The sequence below is a fragment of the Clostridium sp. MCC353 genome, from assembly GCF_018785315.1.
In the GTDB taxonomy this organism is placed as follows: Bacteria; Bacillota; Clostridia; order Lachnospirales; family Lachnospiraceae; genus CHH4-2.
The window spans coordinates 1-21,609 of sequence record NZ_WQPN01000170.1 but is presented as its reverse complement, the minus strand read 5'-3'; the positions used below and the strand labels follow the sequence as shown (position 1 = coordinate 21,609).

The following is a 21,609-nucleotide window of genomic DNA, read 5'->3' as shown; positions in this document are numbered from 1 at the left end:
CATGCTATAATACACCTGTTAATTTTTGTCGAAAAACCTAAGGAGGATTATCGTGTTTAAGGCGAAAGCGTATGTTAAAGTTAGAAGTCTGGAGGAAGCCTGGGAGCTGAACCAGAAAAAAAGCGGGATTGTGGTCGGCGGAATGATGTGGCTGAAGATGGAGAACATCAACAAACAGACGATCATCGATTTGTCAGGGCTTAAATTGGACGGTATTAAGGAAACGGAAGAGCTGTTTTCCATTGGATGTATGTGTACCTTGCGGCAATTGGAGCTCCATGAAGGCCTGAATGAATATTTTAACGGGGTTTTTAAAGAATGCACCCGCCATATTGTGGGAGTGCAGTTTCGAAACAGCGCCACTGTGGGAGGCAGCGTTTACGGACGTTTTGGCTTTTCCGATATCATTACCTGCCTGATGGCCCTGGATTCCTATGTAGAATTACATAAGGGCGGGATCATTTCCCTTAAAAATTTTGTTTCCATGCCCTATGACAATGACATATTAGTGCGGATCATCATAAAGAAGGATGGGCGGAAGGCAGCTTATGTGACCCAGAGGCAGACGAAAACAGATTTTCCTCTGATTGCCTGTGCGGCGGGAAAAAAGGATTCCAGATGGTATTTATCAGTGGGAGCCAGACCGGCCTGCGCGAAGCTGGTTAAAATAGACGATGGTGAGGATTTGGACAAGCTGGCAGAACAAGCTGTATCCCAATACAATTTTGGAACCAATCTGCGCGGAAGCGCTGAATACCGTAAGGAATTGACTAAGATCTATTTGAAACGTTTGATGGGTCAGATCAGGGAGGCGGAGTAGAGAAATGACGATTCAATTTATTTTAAACGGACTGCCCACAAAGGCAGAAATAGAAGCGGACACCCTTCTTCTGGATCTGGTGCGTTCGAAGGGATGTTATAGTGTGAAAAGAGGATGTGAAACGTCCAACTGCGGGCTTTGCACCGTTTGGGTGGACGAAAAGCCGGTTCTTTCCTGTTCCACATTGGCGGCCAGGGTGGACGGCCATTCTGTGATCACTTTGGAGATGCTTCAGGAAGAGGCGGAAGAATTCGGGCGTTTTCTGGCAGGCGAAGGAGCCGAACAGTGCGGATTCTGCAGCCCGGGTTTCATTATGAATGTGCTTGCCATGGAAAAGGAGCTTAAAAACCCTACGGAAGAGGAAATTAAAGAATATTTGACCGGAAACCTCTGCCGGTGCAGCGGATATATGGGGCAGCTCCGCGCTGTCAAGAAATATCTGGACAGGAAAGGGGGACAATAACATGGAAAAGAAGCTGCGTGCGGTCAGCGCTCCTGTAATAAAAAAAGATGCGATGGCTCTGGTGACGGGAAAACCTGTGTATACGGATGATATTGCTCCCAAGGACTGCCTGGTGGTAAAAATACTCCGCAGCCCCCATGCCCATGCGATCATTGATGATATCGACGTGTATATGGCGTGCAAAATCCCTGGCATTGCCTGTGTCCTCACTCATAAAGATGTTCCGCAGAAGCGTTTTACCATGGCGGGCCAGACATTTCCTGAGCCAAGCCCATATGACAGGCTGATTTTGGACAAAAAAGTGCGCTTTGTGGGGGATGCGGTAGCGATTGTGGCCGGAGAAACGGAAGCAGTGGTGGAACAGGCCCTCAGAATGATAAAAGTGAAATATACGGTTTTAGAGCCGATTCTGGATTTCCATAAGGCAAAAGACCATGATATTTTGATCCACCCTGAGGAAAACTGGAGAAGCAGGGTTCCTGTGGGGGCGCACAACAAGAGGAATCTCTGTGCTGCTGCCAGCGATGAACACGGAAACGTGGACGAGGTGATGAAAGACTGTGATGTGGTCATTGAACGGACCTATCACACCAAAGCCAACCAGCAGGCCATGATGGAAACGTTCAGGACTTACACCTATATGGATACTTACGGGCGTTTAAACGTGGTTTCCTCCACCCAGGTCACTTTCCATGTGAGAAGAATCCTTTCCCATGCTTTAGACATCCCCAAATCTAAAATCCGGGTGTTAAAACCCAGAATCGGAGGCGGGTTCGGAGCAAAACAGACGGTGGTGACAGAGGTTTATCCGGCGTTTGTGACCCTTAAAACCGGGAAACCGGCGAAGATCATTTACAGCCGTTATGAATCCCAGATCGCATCTTCCCCAAGGCATGAGATGGAAGTAACCGTTAAGATCGGAGCCGGACGGGATGGAGTGATCCGGGCCATGGATGTTTACACCCTGTCCAATACCGGAGCATTTGGCGAACATGGGCCTACCACAGTAGGGCTGTCAGGCCATAAGTCCATTCCTCTGTATGGAAGGACAGAGGCTTACCGTTTTGCATATGATGTTGTATATACAAATGTTATGTCCGCAGGCGCATACCGGGGCTATGGCGCCACCCAGGGTATTTTTGCCGTGGAGTCGGCGGTCAATGAACTGGCTGCGGAATTGAAGATGGACCCGGTTAAACTGAGAGAACTCAATATGGTGAGAGAAGGCGACATTATGCCTGCTTACTATGGCGAGAAGGCCAACAGCTGTGCGCTGGACCGCTGTCTGGCCCGTGCAAAAGAAATGATCGGCTGGGATGAAAAATATCCATGCCGGGATATGGGAAATGGAAAAGTCCGCGGTATCGGCGTCGCTATGGCCATGCAGGGATCTTCCATTTCCAGAGTGGATGTTGGTTCTGTGGCAATCAAGGTAAATGACGACGGCTTTTACAGCCTGATGATCGGCGCCTCAGATATGGGAACCGGCTGTGATACCATCCTCGCCCAAATGGCGGCAGACTGCCTGGACTGCGACATAGATGATATCATTGTCCATGGCGTGGATACGGATATTTCTCCTTATGATTCCGGTTCTTATGCGTCCAGCACCACTTACCTGACCGGTATGGCAGTTGTCAAGACTTGTGAAACCCTGAAAAAGAAGATAATTAAGAAAGCAGCAGAATATATGGAGTGTGACGCGGAAACTCTGGAATTTGACGGAAAACGTGTATTCCAGCCGGAAAGCGGCAAAGAAATTTCTCTGAAAGAGATAGGCAACCGGGTGATGTGCTTTAATGAAGACGCTCTGTCAGCCAGTGAATCCCATACCTCACCGGTGTCCCCGCCTCCATTTATGGTAGGCATGGCGGAGGTCGAAGTGGATAAGGAAACAGGGGCTTATGAGCTGATCGACTACGTGGCGGTGGTGGACTGCGGCACTGTGATCAACCCGAACCTGGCCCGTGTCCAGACTGAAGGAGGAATTGTCCAGGGAATTGGAATGGCATTGTACGAGGATATCACATATTCGGAGAAAGGGGTTCTGGCCCAGAATTCCTTTATGCAGTACAAGATACCAACCCGTCAGGATATGGGCACTGTCCGGGTGGAATTCGAGAGCAGCTACGAACCTACCGGGCCTTTTGGCGCCAAGTCCATCGGAGAAATCGTCATCAATACGCCGTCACCGGCCATTGCCCAGGCGATTTACAATGCGACAGGCGTTCGTGTCAGGGAGCTGCCCATCACGCCTGAAAAGCTGTTTTTCGGAATGAAGGAAAATCTTTCTTAAATAGGTGGCTTTATACAGTGCTTGCAAATAAAAATAAAACGAGGTATACTAAAACCAGTCTATGAAGACACACCAGCAACTGGATGCCGGATCAAAGAACCGGGCCAGTTAAACTCAGGAGGGATTGCAATGATAGAAGCAACGAGCTGTGGCGGTGTGGTTATATTTCGAGGTAAGATTCTGGTTTTATATAAGAATTATAAAAACAAATATGAAGGATGGGTTTTGCCAAAAGGAACTGTAGAAGCAGGAGAAGAATTTAAAGAGACAGCGCTGAGAGAGGTAAAAGAAGAAACCGGAGTCAGCGCATCCATTATCAAGTACATCGGAAAGAGCCAGTACTCTTTTAACACCCCTCAGGATACGGTGGAGAAAGACGTGCACTGGTATCTGATGATGGCAGACAGCTATTACAGCAAACCACAGCGGGAAGAATACTTTATCGATTCCGGATACTATAAATTTTATGAAGCCTATCATCTGCTGAAGTTTTCTAATGAGAAGCAGATACTGGAAAAGGCGTATAATGAATATCTGGATTTGAAAAAAAGTAATCTTTGGGGTAACAAAAAGTATTTTTAAAGATGGGAATCTTTATTTGACAAATTGGCAGAAGTTACGCCTGTAAGAAGGGGAACCTGAGGCCAAGGCCAAGGACGGGCGGACAAAGGGGAGGACCAAAGGCGGCGGGGATCTGATTCCGACCGTTAAGTAGAACTAAGGCTTTCAGAATAGAAAAAGGCGGTGCGATGCCCATTCACGGTAAACTCTTTATGGACTTTACCGTTCAGGGGCATCTCAGAAACTGATTCGGAATTCAGTTTCTGACCGCCTTTTTCTATTCTGAAAACCTAAGTTCCACTAAACGGTCTCCACAGGATCCCCGCCGCCTTTGGTCCTCCCCTTTGTCCGCCCGTCCTTGGCCTTGGCCTCAGGTTTCCCTTCTTACAGGCTGTGTATTGAGTGCGCTGCGGATAATAAAGATTTGGAGAAGGGAAGTAGAAAAAGCAAAGAAGCGTTTGATTGAGACTATGTTTGCTATTACGTGCAGATTATGGCATAGATATTTTATGTAACTGACGTGGAGATTAACAGTAAAACGTCAAGGCATTTTCAAAAAAGCCTTGACGTTTTAAGTTAAATTTTCTTATAATTTACAGAATTGTTTTTTAAATTACCAGAGCCAGAGAAAACCAGCAGGAAAGCGGGGAGGGCAGACGGCGGAAACGAAGACCGGAGAGCGGAATGGGGGAAACAAACGGTACAGGGGTCGTGTGGAAACCGTTTAGTGGAACTTAGGTTTTCAGCAGGAAAGAAGGCGGGCAGAAACTGAAAACCGAATCAGTTTCTGAGATGCCCCTGAACGGTGAAGTCATGAGGAGTTCACCGTGAATGGGCATCGGACCGCCTTCTTTCCTGCTGAAAGCCTTAGTTCCACTTAACGGTTGGAATCAGATCCCTGTACCGTTTGTTTCCCCCATTCCGCTCTCCGGTCTTCGTTTCCGCCGTCTGCCCTCCCCGCTTTCCTGCGTATCTTTCTCACCTAAATCCCAATACATGCAATTTCCCTTTACCCTAAAATTCCTTATTGACAATAATTCCCAATCTCTGTATGATGTAATCATAAGTGCGTTACGAGATTTTTCTTTTAACAAACTGCTCAAATCTATAAAAACCAATCTAAACTTTAGGGTTCGCCCCGAGAGAGAAGACGGGAACAATAACGATGTTTTCAGGTCCGGAATGGGGGCCTGTATATTGTAACCTGTTTTTTAATAAACAGGTTTCTTTTTTTTAAAAGAGACGTTCAATCGTATCTCTATTGTTATTGGCGGACCAGAAGGAGACGGTACAGGTTTCCTTCTGGTTTTGTTGTTTTATGGAAAGGTAGCGTGCTGTAAAATATCGGATGGGAGATGGTTATGAAACAGTTAATTGACAAATTGGATCAGGAACAAATGCTGACGAAAGAAGAGTTTAAGCTGCTGATCGAGGGGATAGGCCCAAATGACCGGGAATATCTTTTTGAAAAGGCCAGAGCCCAGGCTGTCCGGCATTATGGAAAAAAGGTTTTTACCAGAGGTCTGATTGAATTTTCCAACTATTGCCGTAATGATTGTTATTATTGCGGGATCAGAAAAGGGAATGCGGGTGCGGCCAGGTATCATTTGACCAAAAAAGATATTTTGGAATGCTGTAAAATGGGGTATGAGCTGGATTTCAGAACGTTTGTGCTTCAGGGAGGGGAAGACTTGTCGTATTCGGTTTCGGAGATGGCGGATATTGTGTCGTCCATCCGGTCGGCTTACCCCGATTGCGCGATTACTCTTTCCATCGGCGAGAGGAGCTATGAAGACTATCTGGCTTTTTACCGGGCTGGGGCCAACCGCTATCTGCTTCGTCACGAAACCGCAGACAGGGAACATTACCGGAAACTGCATCCGCCCGAACTGAGCCTGGAAAACAGAATGAGATGTCTGTGGGATTTAAAGAGGATCGGATATCAGGTAGGCACAGGAATTATGGTGGGATCGCCGGGGCAGACCACGGAGTGCATTGTGAAAGATCTGCTTTTTATGAAAGAGCTGAAACCGCATATGATTGGAATCGGACCATTTATTCCCCATAAAGACACCCCGTTTTGCGGATATGAGGCGGGAAGTGTTACGGATACACTGGTACTTTTGGGTATATTAAGGCTGATGTTTCCCTATGCGCTGATTCCGGCCACTACCGCTTTAGGAACAATCGATGACAAAGGGCGGGAGATGGGCATACTGGCAGGAGCTAATGTGGTGATGCCCAACCTTTCCCCCCTGGCGGTTAGAAAAAAATACATGCTTTATGACAATAAAATAAGCACCGGCGATGAAGCAGCAGAATGCAGGGCCGGGTTGGAAAGACGGATGGAATCGATCGGATACAGGCTCTCCGCAGAACGCGGGGACTGCGTTTATCCGTTGAATTGAACGCCTGGTATTGGAATTATTACATAAATGGAATTTGATGTTTAAATGGAATTTAATGCAGAAACGGAATTTAATGCAGAAATAGAATTTGATGTTTAAATGGAATTTAATGCAGAAATAGAATTTAATGCAGAAATGGGATTAAATGCAAAAATGGAGTTTGATGCGAAATGGAGGTTCATACAAAAATGAATAATATTAAATATGATGTAATGTCTGCAAAGGCAGAAGAATTTATCAATGATGAGGAAATCCTGGATACATTAAAGTATGCAGAGGAGAATAGGAATAATCTGGAACTGATCGGGCAGATTCTTGAAAAAGCGGCATTGATGAAAGGAATCAGCCATAGAGAAGCGGCTGTTCTTTTAGAGAGTGATTCGGAAGAGGTGAACGAAAAGATTTTTGCCCTGGCAAAGGAAATTAAGCAGAAATTTTACGGAAACAGGATTGTTATGTTTGCCCCCCTTTACCTTTCCAATTACTGCATTAACGGCTGTACCTACTGTCCGTACCACGCTAAAAACCGCCATATTCCGAGAAAAAAACTGTCTCAGGAGGAGATCCGGCAGGAGGTGATCGCTCTTCAGGACATGGGGCATAAGCGTTTGGCCCTGGAAGCGGGGGAAGATCCTAAAAATAATCCGTTGGAATACATATTGGAAAGCATTGAGACGATTTACAGCATCAAACATAAAAACGGGGCGATCCGCCGTGTAAATGTGAACATTGCGGCTACTACGGTAGAAGATTATAAAAAACTGAAAGACGCGGGGATCGGAACCTATATTTTGTTCCAGGAAACATATAATAAAAAGAGCTATGAACAGCTTCACCCAACCGGTCCAAAGAGCAACTATGCCTATCATACGGAAGCGATGGACCGGGCCATGGAAGGCGGGATTGACGATGTGGGGATCGGTGTGCTGTTCGGGCTCAATATGTACCGGTATGACTTAGTGGGACTTTTGATGCATGCGGAGCATTTGGAGGCCTATAAGGGCGTCGGCCCCCATACCATCAGCGTTCCCAGAATCTGCCCGGCGGACGATATTGATGTGGCTAATTTCTCCAATGCCATTCCGGATGACATTTTTGAAAAGATTGTGGCGCTTATCAGGATTTCCGTGCCTTATACGGGAATGATTATTTCCACCAGAGAATCCCAGCGCGTCAGAGAGCGGGTACTCCAATTGGGCGTGTCCCAGATCAGCGGCGGTTCCCGCACCAGCGTTGGCGGTTATGTGGAGCCGGAGGAACAGGATAAGAGTTCTGCCCAATTCGATGTCAGCGATACCCGCTCCCTGGATGAGGTGGTAAACTGGCTGATTGGAATGGGATTCATCCCCAGCTTCTGTACGGCCTGTTACAGGGAAGGAAGAACCGGGGACCGTTTTATGCATTTGTTAAAATCAGGACAGATCGCCAACTGCTGCCAGCCCAATGCGCTGATGACCTTGAAAGAATACCTGGAAGATTATGCTTCAGAGGATACCAGGGCAAAGGGAGAGATTCTGATTGAAAAGGAACTGGATAACATCCTGAGCGATAAAGTGAGGGAAATTGCGAAAGAACGCCTTATGGAAATAGGAAACGGAAGACGGGATTTCCGCTTCTAAATCAAGAAAAGAGATTCCCGCTTAGAAACAAAAGAAAGGAACGGAGGTATTTTATGAGCAGCCTGAACGAAACACCCAGGTCGGACCGTCTCCATATCGGCATATTCGGAAAGAGGAACAGCGGGAAGTCATCGCTGGTAAACGCTCTCACCGGGCAGGAAGCCGCCCTGGTGTCCCAAGTGCCGGGAACGACCACCGATCCGGTTTACAAACCCATGGAGATTCATGGCATCGGACCCGTTGTATTTATCGATACGGCGGGATTCGACGATGAAGGAGAACTGGGGGAGCAGCGCGTTAAGAAGACGAAAGAGGCTCTGGAAAAAACGGATATTGCCCTGATGGTTCTGTCCGGAGACGACATGGAACAGGAACTTAAATGGACAGAGCAGCTAAAGAAGAATCATACCCCGGTTCTCCTGATTATGAATAAATGCGACTTGATTCCGGATTGCAAACGCCTTATTAACCGGGCCGAAAAGCTGTTCCAGCAAACGCCCATTGCTGTGAGCGCCAAAGAAAAGACCGGAATTGATGAGATAAGGGCTGAACTGATACGGAAACTTCCGGAAGATTACGATGCGAAAAGCATAACAGAAGGAGTGGTTCAGCCTGGAGATACGGTTCTTTTAATCATGCCCCAGGATATCCAGGCCCCCAAAGGACGGCTGATCCTGCCCCAGGTACAGACCATCAGGGATCTTCTGGACAAAAAGTGTGTGGTTATGAGCTGCACGGCAGACAAGATGGAGGAAGCTCTGGCCGCCCTGGCTGCCCCGCCTGACGTGATCATAACCGATTCCCAGGTGTTTAAAGCGGTTTATGAGAAGAAGCCGGAAAAAAGCCGTCTGACTTCATTTTCCGTGCTGTTCGCAGCCCATAAGGGGGATATTACATATTATAGGGAAAGCGCGTCGGCCATCGACAACCTGACGGAAAACAGCAGAGTGCTGATTGCCGAAGCCTGTACCCACGCCCCTCTGTCCGAAGATATCGGCCGGGTGAAGATTCCAAGGCTTTTGAGAAAACGGGTGGGAGAAAAACTCACTATAGACCTGGCGGCAGGCCAGGATTTTCCGGAAGACCTGACCTCTTATGACCTTGTGATCCAATGCGGAGCTTGCATGTTTAACAGAAAATATGTATTATCTAGGATAGAGAAAGCCAGATCCCAGAATGTCCCCATGTCCAATTACGGAGTGGTGATCGCTTATTTAAATGGTATTTTAGATAAAATTGGGTAAAAAATCCAAACCGGGCCAGAGTGTGTTTTAAAAACAGGATTGCGGATAGGAGCATAAGGATCTGGAAACACTTTCTGTGTAGTAATGAAATTATATGCCGCCGGAAGGAGTACTCAAATGCACTCTGACAGCGGAAGAAGTGAGGTAAACATGAGTAAAGCATATGAAGAATTACATCCGTATCTGGAAAAAATGATGGCGCTTCAGACTGCCATGATTCTATTTGAATGGGACAATGAAACGCTGGCGCCTGAGGAAGCAGGTCCATACACATCAAAAGTGATCGGCACCCTGTCCGCCGAATATTTCAGAACAGTCACAGATGAAAAGGTGAAAGAGCTGATGGAAGCCTGCAAAAAGGAGAAGGGTTCTGAGGCCGAACAGGCAGTTATCAGGGAACTCTCAGAAGAGGTGGAACAACTGGACTGTGTTCCGGCCGATGAATACCGGGAATTTGCGGAACTGGTTTCCGAATCCACCCGTATCTGGTCACAGGCAAAGGAAAAACAGGATTTTGATGCATTTGCACCCACATTGGAAAAAATTGTAGACTATCAGAAAAAGTTTGCCTCTTACCGGGCGAAAAACGGCCAGGATCTGTACGATGTGATGCTGGATACCTATGAAAAAGGGTTTGACCAGAAGACGCTGGATCTGTTTTTTAAGGAGCTGAAAGAAGAACTGGTTCCATTTTTGAAAAAAGTGACATCCAGTAAGGTGAACATTGACGACAGTTTCCTCACCGGGGACTATCCCCAGGAGAAGCAGGAGGAACTGGCGAAATTCCTGGCAGAATATGTGGGATTTGACTTCAATAAGGGAGTTATGGCGGTCAGCGCCCATCCGTTCACAACCAATCTCCATAACCACGATGTGCGGATCACCACCCATTATAATGACCGGGTGGACAGTTCCTTGTTTTCTGTGATCCATGAAGCAGGACACGGCATTTATGAACTGGGGATCAGGGATGATTTGACCCAGACCATGGCAGGCCAGGGCGCGTCAATGGGAATGCATGAATCCCAGTCCCGTTTCTTTGAAAATATTATCGGCAGAAATCAGGCATTCTGGGTTCCTGTCTATAAAAAAGTCCAGGAGATGTTCCCTGAGCAGTTAAAAGATGTGACAATGGAGCAGTTTGTAAAGGCAGTCAATAAAGTGACGCCGGGCCTGATCCGTACAGAGGCCGATGAACTGACATACAGCCTTCATATCATGATCCGCTATGAGCTGGAAAAACAGTTGATCGCAGGCGATATCGAGGTGAAAGACCTGCCGGACCTTTGGGCGGATAAATATGAAGAATATATGGGAGTCCGTCCTGAAAATGTTTCCGAAGGCGTTTTGCAGGATATTCACTGGTCCCAGGGATCCTTTGGTTATTTCCCGTCTTATGCCCTTGGCAGCGCATTCGGGGCACAGCTTTATTACCATATGAAAAAAGAGATGGATTTTGAAGGGCTGCTGGAAGAGGGGAATATTTCGGTGATCAGGGAATATTTGAGACAGAATATCCACCAGTACGGGAAGTTAAAGAACAGCAGGCAGATTTTAAAAGACGTGACCGGTGAGGATTTCACGCCAAAATATTATATACAGTATTTGAAAGAGAAGTATGGCAAATTATACCAGATTCAGGATTGACAAATACTTCCGGTGGTCGTATAATCGGTACAACAATTCATAGCGAAACTATAGGAATTGAAAAAAGACTATGCTGCCACCGGCGGCGGAATCGAGGTTAATATGGCAAATGTAAAAGAAAGCGCACTGGAACTGATTGGAAAGACCCCCCTTCTCAGGATGAGCCGTCTGGCAAAAGCCTATGGATGTGAAGCGGATGTGCTGGCTAAACTGGAATATCTGAATCCGGCCGGCAGCGTGAAAGACAGAGCGGCCCTGTACATGATCGAAGATGCGGAACAGTCTGGGAAGCTGAAACCGGGAGGCGTGATCATCGAGCCCACTTCAGGAAACACGGGAATCGGCCTGGCCAGCATTGCCGCGATAAAAGGGTACCAGACCATTCTCACCATGCCCGAAACCATGAGCTCTGAACGCCGGGCTTTGTTAAAAGCCTATGGGGCCAGACTGGTCCTGACGGACGGATCGAAAGGGATGAAAGGGGCCATTGAAAAGGCGGAAGAACTTCAGAGAGAAACGCCGGGTTCTGTGATTCTGGGACAGTTTGTAAATCCCGCCAATGCCGAAGCCCACAGACAGACCACGGGACCTGAGATCTGGCAGGATACGGACGGAAAAGTGGATCTATTTGTGGCAGGTGTGGGAACCGGCGGCACGATCACCGGAATCGGAGAGTATTTGAAGTCGAAGAACCCGGATGTGAAGGTGGTGGCAGTGGAACCGGCAGGCTCTCCATTTTTATCAGAGAAAAAAGCCGGCCCCCACGGTCTTCAGGGAATCGGAGCCGGCTTTGTGCCTGAACTTTTGAATACGTCTGTCTATGATGAGATCATCCTGGTTAAGGATGAAGATGCCTATGAGATGGGGCGTGAGACCGCAACCAGGGAAGGCGTTCTGGTGGGAATCAGTGCCGGAGCCGCGGTGTGGGCTGCAGTCCAACTGGCTAAACGGCCGGAGAACCAGGGAAAAACCATTGTGGCCCTGCTGCCGGATACGGGAGACCGCTATCTGTCAACGCCTATGTTTTCTTCTGCGGAATAGAGATAATTGATCTCAGCGCCGAAAAATACGATGCAGATGCACATATAGAGCCATAGCATGAGCAGCACCACCGCAGTCAGGCTTCCATACATGTATGGAAAGTTGCTGAAGTTATTAAAGTAAATGGAAAATGCATAAGATGAGAGAATCCAGCCAACGGTCGTTATAATTGCGCCGGGAAGCTGTTTCCTCATCTTTTGTTTTTTCTTTGGAATAAAGGTGTATAAAAATGTGAAGCATACAACCAGTATGGCAAGCGACAATAACAGCCTGAAATTAATCAGGTAAAATGTGATGTTGGCGATAATCGGAAAGCGTCTCTCCATAAAATGATGCAGGGAGTTGCCGAAAACCAGCAGCAGCAGGCACATGATGCAGACGATCATGAAAACTAAGGTATACCCGGAGCAGATGAGCCGGCTGACGATATAATTCCGTTTCTCCTGGCTTTTATAGGCCCTGTTCAAGCCTTTTTCAATGCTCAACATCCCTCTGGAAGCACCCCAAAGAGCCGTAATTGCAGTGGCAGAAAGGATGGTTCCTGTGGATTTGGTATACAGTTCTTCAACGATGCCGATCACAAAAGAATTCAGCATGTTGGGAACGATGGCGATTAAGGTAGTCTGTACATCCAGTTTTGTGAGCCCGGGAACAAAACGGATCAGAGTCAGCAGCAGCATTATGAACGGAAATGCGGCGATGACAATAAAAAAAGATGCCTGAGCCGCATATACGGTCATTTCATCTTCCACGTACCGGTCATAAATCCGCTTGCAGGTAATTACAAATCGAAGCATAGAATCCCCTTCTGTCTATTGTTATTATATAACAAGCATATTATCATGACCTGCAAAAAATATCAAGGAGGTTATTATTTAGCTTTCTGAACTGCTGCGAATCGGCTTATATATTTATTTTTCCCGGTGTTTGAAATCTTGTCTTTATTGTTAGAAAATGGTATAATATAAAAGATTTTTCGTTTTTCAGACAGAAAATTTGGAGGGGAACACAAATGCATAAGTTAGTGAAATATATCAGGGATTATAAAGTGGAAAGCGTACTGGGGCCTTTGTTTAAGCTTTTGGAGGCCAGTTTTGAACTATTCGTCCCTCTGGTTATGGCGAAAATCATAGATATCGGTATCGGAAACCAGGATACCGCTTATATTGTAAAAATGGGTGCGGTTTTAGTGCTGTTGGGCGTAATTGGCCTGACATGTTCTTTGACCGCACAATATTTTGCCGCCAAAGCCTCCGTGGGATTCGGAAGCGCGCTGAGGAATGACTTGTTTGCCCATATCAACAGCTTATCCTATAACGAAATCGATAAGATCGGAACTGCTACGCTGATCACCAGAATGACCAGCGATATCAATCAGGTGCAGTCCGGGCTCAATCTGGCCCTCCGCCTGCTTTTAAGGTCGCCGTTTATCGTATTTGGAGCCATGGTTATGGCGTTTACCGTCAATGTGAAGGCCGCTATGGTGTTTGTGGTGGCAATTCCTCTTTTGTGCGTGGTGGTGTTTGGAATTATGATTGTCAGCATGCCGCTCTACAAAAAGGTGCAGCGCCAGCTGGACAAGGTCCTTTTAGCCACCAGGGAGAATCTGGTGGGGGCCAGGGTGATCCGGGCTTTTAACCGCCAGGAGGATGAGATTGCCAAATTTGACGATGCCAACAGCACTCTGGTTAAATTCCAGGTGTTTGTAGGAAAGATATCAGCGCTTATGAATCCTATGACTTATGTAATCGTCAATGTGGCGGTCATTTTAGTGGTCTGGGTTTCCGGAAAGCAGGTGGATCAGGGGATCATTACCCAGGGTGAAACGGTGGCTTTGGTCAACTACATGTCACAGATCCTGGTGGAGTTAATCAAGATGGCCAATCTGATTGTATCCATTTCAAAGGCTCTGGCCTGCGCAAACCGTGTCAGCACCATATTTGATGAGAAAACAACCATAGAAGATTTGGTTTCAGAGCATGTGAAGGTAAAAGAAGGCCAGCCGAAAGTCCGGTTTAACCATGTGAATTTCGCGTACCAGGGGGCGAAGGAAGATTCTCTGACCGATATCGATTTCACTGCGTATAAGGGCCAGACCATCGGAATTATCGGAGGTACCGGTTCCGGAAAAACCTCTCTTGTAAACCTGATCCCAAGATTTTACCAGGCCAGAACCGGGCAGGTGCTGATCGACGGGGTGGAGGCCGGACAATATCCTTTGGAACAATTGAGAGACAAGGTCGGTATCGTGCCGCAGCGTGCGGTGCTCTTTAAAGGCACGCTGCGGGACAACATGAAATGGGGAAAAGAGGACGCCGGGGATGAAGAGATATTCCGGGCCCTTGAGATAGCCCAGGCAAAAGAATTTGTGGATACAAAGGATCAGGGGCTGGATCTGAAAATCGATCAGGGAGGCAAGAATTTATCAGGAGGCCAGCGCCAGCGTCTGACCATTGCGAGGGCGCTGGTTAAGCAGCCGGAAATCCTGATAATGGACGACAGCGCGTCCGCTCTGGACTTTGCTACGGATGCGAAGCTGAGAAAAGCGATAAAGGAAGGGACTAAGGACATGACCGTATTCATCGTATCCCAGCGGGCCACTACCATTAAAAATGCGGATCAGATCATTGTACTGGATGACGGACATATGGCCGGCTGCGGCACCCATTCGGAATTATTAAAGAGCTGTGAAGTATACCGTGAAATCTGTCTGTCACAGCTTTCAAAGGAAGAGGTGGGCTGAATATGAAAAAATATAAATCAACATTAAAACGTGTATTAACCTATATCAGCCAGTATAAATGGGGAGTGACCGCTTCCATTGTGCTGGCGGCCATCACTGTGGCAACCACTCTTTACGCGCCGATCCTGGTGGGCCAGGGCGTGGATTTGATCATTGGCCCCGGCCAGGTGGATTTTGCCGGGCTGTTTGAAATCCTGAAAAAGATCGGCTGTGTCATTGTGATAACCGCGTTGTCCCAGTGGCTGATGAACCATATCAATAATCAGATCACCTACCGGGTTGTAAAGGATATAAGGACGAAAGCATTTAACCATCTGGAAGTACTGCCTTTAAAATATGTGGATTCCCATCAGTACGGGGATATTATCAGCCGCATTATCGCGGATATCGACCAGTTTTCCGAGGGGCTTTTGATGGGATTTACCCAGCTCTTTACCGGTGTGCTCACCATTTTGGGAACATTGGGATTCATGCTTTCGGTCAATCCGTTAATCACTGTGGTAGTTGTGCTTGTGACCCCGGTATCCTTGTTTGTGGCGGCGTTTATTGCGAAGAAAACATTTACCATGTTCCGCCTCCAGTCGGAAACCAGGGGAGAGATGACCTCTCTGGTGGATGAGATGCTTGGAAACCAGAAGATAGTACAGGCATTTGGACATGAGCAGGAGGCCCAGAAGGAATTTGAAGAGATCAACGAGCGTTTGAGAAAATGCAGCCTGAAAGCCATTTTCTTTTCATCCATCACCAATCCGGCCACCCGTTTTGTCAACGGGCTGGTGTACGCCAGCGTTGGGATCGTTGGCGCTTTTGCTGCGGTCAGAGGTATTTTGACCGTGGGGCAGCTTTCCTGCTTTTTAAGTTACGCAAACCAGTATACAAAGCCGTTTAATGAGATTTCAGGGGTGGTGACGGAGCTGCAGAATGCGCTGGCTTCCGCCTCCAGGGTGTTTGAACTGATCGATGAAAAAACCATTATTGAGGATGCGGGGGATGCTGTGGAATTGAAGGAAATCGATGGAAGCGTCTCTTTGGAAGAGGTGTCATTTTCCTATAATCCGGAAGTCTCTTTGATTGAAGGTCTGAACTTAGAGGTTAAACCGGGACAGAGAATCGCCATCGTAGGCCCTACCGGATGCGGGAAAACGACCCTGATCAACCTGCTGATGAGGTTTTATGATGTGGACGCCGGATCGATCCGGGTCAGCGGACACGATATCCGCCGGGTGACGAGAAAGAGTTTGAGGACGAATTACGGTATGGTGCTTCAGGAAACCTGGCTCAAGTCGGGAACCATACGGGAGAACATCGCCTACGGAAAGCCCGGGGCATCGGAAGAGGAGATCATCCGGGCCGCAAAAGAGGCGCATGCCCACAGCTTTATCAAGCGTATGCCGGATGGATACGACACGGTCATTTCGGAAGACGGAGGCAATTTGTCCCAGGGGCAGAAACAGCTTTTATGTATTGCCAGAGTTATGCTCTGTCTGCCTCCTATGCTGATTCTGGACGAGGCGACGTCCTCCATTGATACCAGAACAGAGGTGAAGATCCAGCAGGCCTTTGCCAAGATGATGAAGGGCAGAACCAGCTTTATCGTCGCCCACCGTTTATCAACCATTAAAGAAGCTGATGTGATCCTGGTCATGAGAGACGGGCATATCATTGAGCAGGGGACGCATGAAGCCCTGCTGGAAAAGAAAGGTTTTTACGCTGAATTATACAACAGCCAGTTTGCTGTTTAGGGGAGAGCAGGGAAAAGAGGGGTGGTTCTATGAAACGGATACTTACCGGGTATTTAAAGCCATACTATTTCAGAATGTCGCTTGGATTTTTAATAAAGTTTACAGGGACCGTGATGGATTTGTGCATCCCTTGGATTCTGGCCTATATGATCGACACCGTAACGCCGAAACACGACCGGAACCAGATATTTTTGTGGGGCATTGTGATGCTGGTCTGTTCTGCCATGGCGGTATCTTTTAACGTTATTGCCAACCGCATGGCATCCAGGGTTGCCAGTGATGTGATGCAGGTGATCAGATACGATCTCTATGAAAAGACCATCTATCTGTCAGAAAGCCAGGTGGACGGATTTTCCAAACCCACGCTGATTTCCCGCCTGACCAGCGATACCTATAACCTTCATCAGGTGATCGCCCGTCTGCAGAGGCTGGGCGTCAGGGCTCCGATCCTGCTGGCAGGCGGAATTGCAGTTACTATGACGCTGGAACCCCGCCTTTCCGCAATATTGATCTGCCTTCTGCCCCTTCTGGCGCTGGTCATGGTGACGGTGACTAAACGGAGTGTTCCGCTGTTTACAAAGCTTCAATTGGCGGTAGATGATTTTGTCCGCCTGGTGCGCGAGGATATTGCGGGCATCCGGGTGACAAAAGCCCTGTCCAAAGGTGATTATGAGAAGGACAGATTTGATGAAATCAATCAGACCGTGGTGGAACGGGAGAGGAAGGCGGGCATGATTTCAGCCGTCATCAACCCTTCCATGAATGTGATCCTGAATCTGGGGCTGGTGCTTGTGATTCTGGCGGGCGCCTATCTGGTGAACCGTGGAGAGACCCAGGTGGGCAAAATTCTGGCTTTCATGACTTATTTTACGATTATCCTCAATGCCATGATGTCCATTTCCAAGATGTTTGTTATGATTTCCAAAGGCATGGCGTCTGCGGAACGTGTGGTTACGGTCCTGGATGCGCCGGAGGAGATGCTGAGGGAAATGGTGGATGACGAAGAAAAAAGAGACAGCATGGTGGAATTTGACCATGTTTCCTTCTCTTACAATAAGGGGGGAAATAATCTGGAAGACATCAGTTTCCGCCTGAAAAAAGGGGAAACCCTGGGGATCATAGGGGAAACGGGATCTGGAAAATCCACCATTGTTAACCTTCTGATGCGCTTTTATGAGGCGGATCAGGGCAGTATCTGGATCGACGGACAGAAAGTTCAGAACGTGAAATTGGAGGAGCTGCGTAAAAAGTTCGGCGTAGTATTCCAAAATGATACGATTTTTGCTAAGAGCATTATGGAAAACGTGGATATGGGCAGGGACCTGGAGGAGAACCAGATCAAAGAAGCCCTTCTGTATGCCAGGGCGGCGGAGTTCGTGTCGCAAAAAGGCGGGGATATCCGGAGTATGCTGGATATTAAAGGCGCCAATTTGAGCGGCGGGCAGAAGCAGAGGATTTTAATTGCCAGAGCCCTGGCGGCCCATCCTAAGATATTGATTTTAGATGATTCCTCCAGCGCCCTGGATTATAAGACGGACGCCGCCCTCAGAAAAGAGATACGGGATCATTTTTCCGACACCACATGTGTCATTGTGGCCCAAAGGATCAGCTCTATTATGCATGCTGACCACATTCTGGTGCTGGAAGACGGCCGGGCGGCCGCCTACGGCACCCATGAAGAACTGATGAAAAGCTGCCAGATCTATCAGGAGATCAGCCATTCCCAGATGGGGGCGGCTTAATATGCGCGGCATAACATGTGCGGCTTAACATGTGCAGCTGCGGGGATGAGGTTTAAAGAAGCCCCATGGGACTTCGCGGTTTATCATAGGAAAAACATAGGGTGTCGTGGAGGGGAAAATGGCAAGAAATAAAGTTAGTTTTGATGGAAAAATAGCCGATACACGGCTTAGAAAGCCCAAGCAGTATACGCTTTCCAGGCTTGGGAAGTATCTGCTGCGCTATAAATGGCTGCTGTTTTTAGCGGTTCTGCTCACGATGGGAAGCAATCTGTTCGCACTGATCGGCCCCATGCTGTCAGGTTATGCGATTGACGCCATCGAGCCTGGGACCGGCAGGGTGGAGTTTGACCGGGTCTTTTATTATGCCGCGTGGATGGCGGTATTTTATGTGGCTTCCGCTGCGTTATCTTATCTGCTGACTGTTTTAATGCTCACAATAAGCAAAAAAGTGGTTTACCAGATGAGAAAGGATGTGTTCGACCGGCTGTTGAGCCTGCCGGTAGGATATTTTGACATTCATCAGACTGGGGATATCATCAGCCGGATTTCGTATGATATCGATACTGTAAATACCTCTTTATCCAGTGATTTGATACAGATTGCCACCACATTTATTACGGTGCTGGGGGCATTTTCCATGATGGTAATGATCTCGCCCAGGCTGGTTTTAGTGTTCGCGTTTACGGTTCCCCTGTCCATTATGCTGACAAAATTCATTACCGGAAAAACGCGGCCGCTGTTTCGGGAACGATCCAGGACCATTGGCTGTTTGAATGGGTTTGTGGAGGAGATGATCAGCGGGCAGAAGACGCTGAAAGCATATGCTCAGGAACACAATACATTGAACCAGTTTTCAGAAGTGAACTCCAATGCGGTGGAGGCTTATTACAGGGCGGAATATTACGGCAGTGTGGTTGGACCGACGGTGAACTTTATCAATAACCTGTCGCTGTCGTTAATCAGCGTATTCGGGGCATTGCTGTATCTGGCGGGACAGATGTCCATTGGAAATATTTCTTCCTTTGTGCTGTATTCCAGGAAATTTTCCGGGCCGATCAATGAGGCGGCCAATATTATAGGGGAGCTTCAGTCCTCCCTGGCTGCTGCCGAGCGGATCTTCATCCTGATCGATGAGATGCCGGAACCGGCGGATTGTGAAGGGGCAGAGGAACTGGATCATGTGAGCGGAGAAGTGGAACTCAGGAATATTAATTTCGGTTACGATAAGGAACACACCATCATCCATGACCTTTCCCTGAAAACAGAACCAGGCCGGCTGATCGCCATCGTAGGCCCTACCGGGGCGGGAAAAACGACGTTAATCAACCTTTTGATGCGTTTTTACGATGTGAATTCCGGAACGATAACAGTGGATGGTAAGGATATCAGGGGAGTGACCAGAAAGAGCCTGAGAAGGGCCTATGCCATGGTTTTGCAGGATACCTGGCTGTTTCATGGGACAATTTACGAAAACCTGGCTTATGGAAAAACAGGAGCTGCCAGGGAAGAGGTGATAGAGGCTGCAAAAGCGGCCAGAATCCATTCATTTATTAAACATCTCCCCCAAGGCTACGATACGATTCTGAATGAAGACGGAACCAACGTATCAAAAGGGCAGAAACAGCTTCTGACCATTGCCAGGGCCATGCTTTTGGATGCCAGAATGCTGATCCTGGATGAAGCCACCTCCAATGTGGATACCAGGACGGAAATACGGATTCAGCAGGCCATGAGGCAGCTGATGGCCGGTAAAACCTGTTTTGTCATCGCCCACAGGCTGTCAACCATACGGGATGCGGATTTAATTCTGGTGGTGAACAACGGCGATGTGGTGGAGCAGGGCAGCCACCGGCAGCTGATGGAACAAAAAGGGTTCTATTATCAGATGTATCAGGCACAGTTTGAGTAAAAATACAAATTCACATAAAAGGAGAAATCAAGATGAAAAGCAATTTAGGCAGAGAAGAAGCGTTGGAATTACTGAAGAAGTATAACAAAGAGCCATTTCATATCTTACATGGCCGCACTGTGGAATATGTTATGAGATGGTTTGCCAGGGAGCTGGGATATGGAGAAGATGAGGACTACTGGGGAATTGTAGGACTGCTCCACGACATTGATTTTGAAATGTATCCGGAAGAACACTGCCAGAAAGCGCCGGAGCTTTTAAAGGAAGGGGGCGCAGGCGACGATATGATCCGTTCAATATGCAGCCATGGCTACGGCCTATGTTCCGATATAGAGCCGGAGCATGAGATGGAAAAAGTGCTGTTCGCCTCCGACGAACTGACAGGCCTGATCGGCGCCGCCGCCAAAATGCGCCCGTCCAAAAGCGTCCAGGATATGGAATTATCCAGCCTGAAAAAGAAATACAAGGACAAACGCTTTGCGGCAGGCTGCTCCCGTGATGTGATAAAAACCGGTGCGGAGCGGCTGGGATGGACCCTGGATGAGCTTATGGACAAGACCCTGCAGGCTATGAGGGACTGCGAGGATGCTTTGAATATGGAGGAGTGAAATCTTTATTTAACATATTCGCGAAAGTAACGCCATGAATCCAAGAAATGGGGACGGACGGGGGCGGAGGCCTGCTTGGAGGTTTGACGCCGGGCGGAGCGGAATCCGTTGGTGATGAAAACCGGCTTCCAACCGTAAGTGAAACTAAGGCTCCAGGGATGGAAAAAGACGGTGCGATGCCCATTCACGGTAAACTTTTTATGGGACTTTACCGTTCAGTGGGCATCTCAGAAACTGATTTGGTTTTCAGTTTCTGCCCGTCTTTTTCCATCCCTGGAGCCTAAGTTTCACTAACGGTTTCCAGACGGCTTTCATCGCCAACGGATTCCGCTCCGCCCGGCGTCAAGCCTCCAAGCAGGCCTCCGCCCCCGTCCGTCCCCATTCCCGGGATTCATGGCTGTGTACTGGTCTGATGAAGGATAAATAAAGATTGGGAGAAGGAATGTAGAAAAAGCAAAGAGGCGTTTGATTAGGACGATGTTTGGTTTTTAGTGCAGATTAGGGTATAGACATTTCATGTAACTGATGTGGGGATTCACAGTAAAGGGTCAAGGCATTTTCGGAAATGCCTTCAGGGTTGATGTTAAATGGTGTGGGGATTTACATTAAAGGGTGAAGCCATTTTCGAAAATGCCTTCACCCTTTATGTTAAATTTGCTTTTAATACATTTAGCCAGAGAAAAACAGCAGGAAAGCGGGACGAGGGGACGGAGGTTGGGCTGGGGGTTTGGAAGGGGCCGGGCTGGCCGGAATCCAACGGCACTGG

The 21,609-nt window shown here is 47.9% G+C and carries 16 protein-coding genes; 15 read left to right on the top strand and 1 reads right to left on the bottom strand.

What is annotated here, in order from left to right; all coding sequences use genetic code 11:
• The first annotated feature begins 52 nt into the window (after positions 1–52).
• The 9 genes from GPL15_RS25460 to cysK all read left to right on the top strand — a co-directional run bounded on the left by GPL15_RS25460 (position 53) and on the right by cysK (position 12,099).
• Positions 53–820 (top strand): FAD binding domain-containing protein, encoded by a 768-nt coding sequence (locus GPL15_RS25460; RefSeq protein ID WP_215701482.1) that lies wholly within the window; start codon positions 53–55, stop codon positions 818–820.
• A 4-nt stretch (positions 821–824) separates the two neighbouring features.
• Positions 825–1,283 (top strand): 2Fe-2S iron-sulfur cluster-binding protein, encoded by a 459-nt coding sequence (locus GPL15_RS25455; protein WP_215701481.1) that lies wholly within the window; start codon positions 825–827, stop codon positions 1,281–1,283.
• Position 1,284: 1 nt separating this feature from the next.
• The gene (locus GPL15_RS25450; protein WP_215701480.1) at positions 1,285–3,579 is read left to right on the top strand and encodes a molybdopterin cofactor-binding domain-containing protein; all 2,295 of its coding nucleotides are present in this window, start codon (positions 1,285–1,287) and stop codon (positions 3,577–3,579) included.
• A gap of 129 nt (positions 3,580–3,708) precedes the next feature.
• Positions 3,709–4,161 carry an NUDIX hydrolase gene (locus GPL15_RS25445; protein ID WP_103226141.1) on the top strand — a complete coding sequence of 151 codons (453 nt, stop codon included), beginning with the start codon at positions 3,709–3,711 and terminating at the stop codon, positions 4,159–4,161.
• Positions 4,162–5,501: 1,340 nt separating this feature from the next.
• A complete protein-coding gene (gene hydE / locus GPL15_RS25440) occupies positions 5,502–6,548 on the top strand; it encodes a [FeFe] hydrogenase H-cluster radical SAM maturase HydE (RefSeq protein ID WP_215701479.1) in 1,047 nt (348 codons plus the stop codon).
• A 188-nt stretch (positions 6,549–6,736) separates the two neighbouring features.
• Positions 6,737–8,167 (top strand): [FeFe] hydrogenase H-cluster radical SAM maturase HydG, encoded by a 1,431-nt coding sequence (gene hydG, locus GPL15_RS25435; RefSeq protein ID WP_252198628.1) that lies wholly within the window; start codon positions 6,737–6,739, stop codon positions 8,165–8,167.
• 53 nt (positions 8,168–8,220) lie between these two features.
• Entirely contained in the window at positions 8,221–9,411 is a 1,191-nt protein-coding gene (gene hydF / locus GPL15_RS25430; protein ID WP_215701478.1) for a [FeFe] hydrogenase H-cluster maturation GTPase HydF, read from the top strand.
• A 150-nt stretch (positions 9,412–9,561) separates the two neighbouring features.
• The gene (locus GPL15_RS25425) at positions 9,562–11,058 is read left to right on the top strand and encodes a carboxypeptidase M32 (RefSeq protein ID WP_215701477.1); all 1,497 of its coding nucleotides are present in this window, start codon (positions 9,562–9,564) and stop codon (positions 11,056–11,058) included.
• A 102-nt stretch (positions 11,059–11,160) separates the two neighbouring features.
• Positions 11,161–12,099, top strand: coding sequence for a cysteine synthase A (gene cysK, locus GPL15_RS25420; RefSeq protein ID WP_215701476.1), 939 nt, complete (start codon positions 11,161–11,163; stop codon positions 12,097–12,099).
• On the opposite strand, the gene GPL15_RS25415 is transcribed toward cysK, so the two are convergent.
• Entirely contained in the window at positions 12,063–12,896 is an 834-nt protein-coding gene (locus tag GPL15_RS25415) for a YihY/virulence factor BrkB family protein (protein WP_215701475.1), read from the bottom strand. The genes cysK and GPL15_RS25415 overlap by 37 nt on opposite strands.
• Before the next feature lie 215 nt (positions 12,897–13,111).
• On the opposite strand from GPL15_RS25415, the gene GPL15_RS25410 reads away from it, so the two are divergent.
• From GPL15_RS25410 to GPL15_RS25385, 6 genes are all read left to right on the top strand, one after another.
• Positions 13,112–14,842, top strand: a complete 1,731-nt coding sequence (locus GPL15_RS25410; protein WP_215701474.1) for an ABC transporter ATP-binding protein — start codon at positions 13,112–13,114, stop codon at positions 14,840–14,842.
• 2 nt (positions 14,843–14,844) lie between these two features.
• Positions 14,845–16,584: an ABC transporter ATP-binding protein gene (locus GPL15_RS25405; protein WP_215701473.1), complete on the top strand. Its 1,740-nt coding sequence runs from the start codon at positions 14,845–14,847 to the stop codon at positions 16,582–16,584.
• 29 nt (positions 16,585–16,613) lie between these two features.
• Positions 16,614–18,326: an ABC transporter ATP-binding protein gene (locus GPL15_RS25400; RefSeq protein WP_215701472.1), complete on the top strand. Its 1,713-nt coding sequence runs from the start codon at positions 16,614–16,616 to the stop codon at positions 18,324–18,326.
• Positions 18,327–18,444: 118 nt separating this feature from the next.
• Positions 18,445–20,235, top strand: a complete 1,791-nt coding sequence (locus GPL15_RS25395; protein ID WP_215701471.1) for an ABC transporter ATP-binding protein — start codon at positions 18,445–18,447, stop codon at positions 20,233–20,235.
• 32 nt (positions 20,236–20,267) lie between these two features.
• Positions 20,268–20,843, top strand: a complete 576-nt coding sequence (locus GPL15_RS25390; protein ID WP_215701470.1) for a hydrolase — start codon at positions 20,268–20,270, stop codon at positions 20,841–20,843.
• 47 nt (positions 20,844–20,890) lie between these two features.
• Positions 20,891–21,127 carry a hypothetical protein gene (locus GPL15_RS25385; protein ID WP_215701469.1) on the top strand — a complete coding sequence of 79 codons (237 nt, stop codon included), beginning with the start codon at positions 20,891–20,893 and terminating at the stop codon, positions 21,125–21,127.
• Positions 21,128–21,609 lie beyond the last annotated feature (482 nt).